Raw genomic sequence first — 3,669 nt, 5'->3', positions numbered from 1 at the left:
GCCGGGTGCTGGCGCTGCGCTCCAAGCAGGTGCCTGACGAGCCGGTCACGGTGGCGCTCGACTCGCTCACGCCCGGCGCCGTGACGGGCTGGGCCGCCTACCCGGCGGGTGTCGCGTGGGCGCTGCGCGAGGCCGGCATTGACGTCGCGGGCGCCTCGATCGACATCGACTCCGACCTGCCGGTGGGCGCGGGAGTGTCGTCCTCCGCCGCGCTGGAATGCTCGGTGGCGCTGGCGCTCTGCGAGCTGTCCGGCGTGACGGTGGAGCGCCGGACGCTGGCGGCGATCGCCAAGCGGGCGGAGAACGACTTCGTCGGCGCGCCGACCGGGATCATCGACCAGTACGCGGCGCTGCTGTGCCAGGAGGGCCACGCGATGCTGCTCGACTGCGCGACGCTGACCGTGACCCAGGTGCCGTTCGCTCCGGCCGCGGCCGGGGCGAACGCGCTGATCATCGACACCCGCGTCGCGCATGCCCTGGTATCCGGCGAGTACGCCCAGCGGCGCGCCGAGTGCGAGGAGGCGGCCAGGCTGCTGGGGGTGCCGTACCTCGGCGCGGTGCAGGACCCCGCCGAGGCCAGCCGGCTGGCAGACCCCGTGCTGCGGCGGCGCGCCAGGCACGTCATCACCGACAGCGCCCGGGCCCGCGCGATCGCGTCGGCCCTGCTGAGCGGTTCAGTCCCCGCGGCGGGCGGCGCCGAGCCAGTGCCGGCGCAGGCGATCTACCGGTACATCGGCCGCCTGCTCACCGAGGCGCACGCGTCCCTCAGGGACGACTTCGAGGTCTCCTGGCCGGCGGCCGACGTCACGGTCGAGGTCGCCGTCGCCGCCGGGGCGCTCGGGGCCCGGATGATCGGCGGCGGCTTCGGCGGTTCCGTGCTGGCCCTGATCCCTGTGGAGCGGATGGCCGCGGTGCGCGCCGCGCTGACCGATGCGTTCACGGAACGCGGGTGGACTCCGCCGGAGTTCATCGACGCGATCCCGTCGGCCGCGGCCCGCCAGCTCGCTTAGAGGGCCTACGGCGAGCTGGCACGGGCCGCGAAAGCCCTTACAGGCTGGCGACGTCCGCCTGCTTGGCCCTGACGGCCTCCGCCGCCGCGCGCAGCGCGGCCAGCTCGGCCTCAGACAGGTCGCGCTCCACCACCCGGCGGACGCCGGCCGACCCGATCTCGGCTTCCACGCCGAGGTAGACGCCGTCGATGCCGTACTGGCCGTCAACCCACGCGCAGACCGGCATGACCGCGCCGGCGTCCTCGGCCACGGCGCGTGCCATCCTGGCGGCCGCCGCGGACGGCGCGTAGTACGCCGAGCCGGTCTTGAGCAGCGCGACGATCTCGCCGCCGCCGTTGCGCGTCCGCTGGACGAGAGCCTCGATCTCCTCGGCAGGCAGCAGCTCGGCCAGCGGCTTGCCGTTGACGGAGCAGGCCGACGGCACCGGCACCATCGTGTCGCCGTGCGACCCCAGGGTCAGCGTGCGCACCGAACCGACAGGCACGCCCAGCTTCTCCGCCACGAAGTTCGAGAACCTGGCGGTGTCGAGCATGCCCGCCTGGCCCATGACCCGCGCGGACGGGAACCCGGAGACCTTCGCCGCCAGCGCCGTCATCTCGTCGAGCGGGTTGGACACGACGATCAGCACCGCCTCAGGCGCGTGCTTGACGACGTTCTCCACCACGTTCCTGACAATCTTGGCGTTGACCTCAATCAGGTCCATCCGGCTCATGCCCGGCTTGCGGGCGAGGCCCGCGGTGATCACCACGATGTCCGCGCCGGCGATCGCCTCGTAGCCGTCGCCGTCGGCGCCGGTCGTCTGGCCGGTCACCTTCGTCTCGAAACCCTCGACAGGCCGCGACTGGTTCATGTCCAGCGCCAGCCCCTCCGGCTTGCCCTCGATGATGTCGGTGAGCACGACCTCGTCGAAGATGTCGTACTCTGCAAGCCGCTGCGCCGTGGTCGAGCCGTAGAAGCCGGCACCGATGACGGCTACTTTCCCCCCTCGGGGGGTTGTGGGGGGCTGTCCCCCCTGGCTAGCACTGTGTGACATTCCGTGAAATCTCCCTAGCTACCTAGCTGCTCAGCTGTTCGCCATCGCAGCACGCAGGTTACCGTCGAGCGCGTCGAGGAACTCCTGGGTGTTCAGGTACGGCGTGTCCGGCCCGACGAGCAGCGCGAGGTCCTTCGTCATCTGGCCGCCCTGGATCGTCTCGATGCAGACCCGCTCCAGCGTGTCGGCGAACGCGGCGAGCTCCGGCGTACCGTCGAGCTTGGCGCGGTGCGCGAGCCCGCGCGTCCAGGCGAAGATCGACGCGACCGGGTTGGTCGACGTCGGCCTGCCCTGCTGATACTGCCGGTAGTGCCTGGTCACGGTGCCGTGCGCGGCCTCCGCCTCGACCGTACGGCCGTCCGGCGTCATCAGCACTGACGTCATCAGCCCGAGCGACCCGTAGCCCTGCGCCACCACGTCGGACTGCACGTCACCGTCGTAGTTCTTCAACGCCCAGACGATGCCGCCGTCCCATTTGAGCACCTGGGCGACCATGTCGTCGATGAGGCGGTGCTCGTAAGTGATCCCCGCGGCCTCGAACTCGGCTTTGAACTCCGCCTCGAAGACCTCGGCGAAGATGTCCTTGAACCGCCCGTCGTACGCCTTGAGGATGGTGTTCTTCGTGGACAGGTACAGCGGGAACCGCCGGCTGATCGCGTACCGCATGGTGGCCCGCGCGAAGTCGCGGATCGAGTCGTCGTAGTTGTACATGGCCATCGCGACGCCGCCGCCGGTGAACTTCGCCACTTCCATCTCGATCGGCCGGCCGTCCTCAGGCGAGTCGGGCACGTAGGTGATCGTGACGGTGCCCGGCCCGGGAACCACGAAGTCGGACGCCTTGTACTGGTCGGCGTGAGCGTGCCTGCCGATGATGATCGGCTTGGTCCAGCTCGGCACCAGCCGCGGGATGTTGGAGATGACGATCGGCTCGCGGAAGATGGTGCCGCCGAGGATGTTCCTGATCGTCCCGTTCGGCGACCGCCACATCTTCTTCAGCCCGAACTCGGCGACCCGCGCCTCGTCCGGCGTGATCGTGGCGCACTTGACCCCGACGCCGTGCCGCTGAATGGCATGCGCCGCGTCGATCGTCACCTGGTCGTCGGTGGCGTCCCGGTTCTGGACGGAGAGATCGTAATACTCCAGGTTGATATCCAGGTACGGGAGTATCAGCTGATCCTTGATGAGCTGCCAGATGATCCTGGTCATCTCGTCGCCGTCTAGCTCGACGACAGGATTAGCCACCTTGATTTTCGACATGTTATCCGTGTTTCCCTTTCATCGGCGGGCCCGCCATTCTCCCTTGTGCGGATAGCGGCCCTAAGCGCGGCAAAACCAAGCCCGCAATCAGCAGGCAAGCGCCGAAAGCAGCAAGCGTGACTACGTCAGTCGCCCGGCGCCGCGACGCGAGCAGCCCGGCCAGCCTGGCTGGCAGCACCGCCCGGATCACCGCGCCCATGAGCAGCGCCAACCCGGCGATGACACCGCCAGCACCGCCGCCCGCCGAGCCGTCGCGGAAGGCGATGTACACCCCGGCGATGGTGCACAGCAGGACGGCCAGGTACGGGACGACGCCGATCAGGCTGCGCTCGCGCCGCGCCCTGGTGATCGCCGCCCGCTGGGCTACCC

General features: G+C 69.9%; 4 protein-coding genes. 1 reads left to right on the top strand and 3 read right to left on the bottom strand.

Annotated features, from left to right (window positions below; all coding sequences use genetic code 11):
* Nucleotides 1-1,010 (top strand): galactokinase (locus tag WA805_RS25700; protein WP_425243628.1); only part of this gene is annotated, 1,010 nt, incomplete at its 5' end.
* 37 nt (nt 1,011-1,047) lie between these two features.
* On the opposite strand, the gene mdh is transcribed toward WA805_RS25700, so the two are convergent.
* The 3 genes from mdh to WA805_RS25685 are packed head-to-tail and all read right to left on the bottom strand — an operon-like array spanning nt 1,048 to nt 3,571.
* Complete coding sequence (gene mdh / locus WA805_RS25695; RefSeq protein ID WP_422288811.1) at nt 1,048-2,043, bottom strand: malate dehydrogenase; 996 nt, start codon at nt 2,041-2,043, stop codon at nt 1,048-1,050.
* A 30-nt stretch (nt 2,044-2,073) separates the two neighbouring features.
* Nucleotides 2,074-3,300: an NADP-dependent isocitrate dehydrogenase gene (locus tag WA805_RS25690; RefSeq protein WP_424558751.1), complete on the bottom strand. Its 1,227-nt coding sequence runs from the start codon at nt 3,298-3,300 to the stop codon at nt 2,074-2,076.
* Between the two features lies 1 nt (nt 3,301).
* Complete coding sequence (locus WA805_RS25685; RefSeq protein WP_425243629.1) at nt 3,302-3,571, bottom strand: DUF3017 domain-containing protein; 270 nt, start codon at nt 3,569-3,571, stop codon at nt 3,302-3,304.
* Nucleotides 3,572-3,669 lie beyond the last annotated feature (98 nt).

Source organism: Trebonia sp. (genome assembly GCF_049794275.1).
In the GTDB taxonomy this organism is placed as follows: Bacteria; Actinomycetota; Actinomycetes; order Streptosporangiales; family Streptosporangiaceae; genus Trebonia.
The sequence above is the reverse complement of the archived record's forward strand: the minus strand, read 5'-3'. Positions and strand labels throughout refer to the sequence as shown.

Bases quoted from the DNA above. Each gene is read 5' to 3' on its own strand.
- mdh (WP_422288811.1), bottom strand. From the start codon at position 2,043: ATGTCACACAGTGCTAGCCAGGGGGGACAGCCCCCCACAACCCCCCGA.
- WA805_RS25690 (WP_424558751.1), bottom strand. From the start codon at position 3,300: ATGTCGAAAATCAAGGTGGCTAATCCTGTCGTCGAGCTAGACGGCGAC.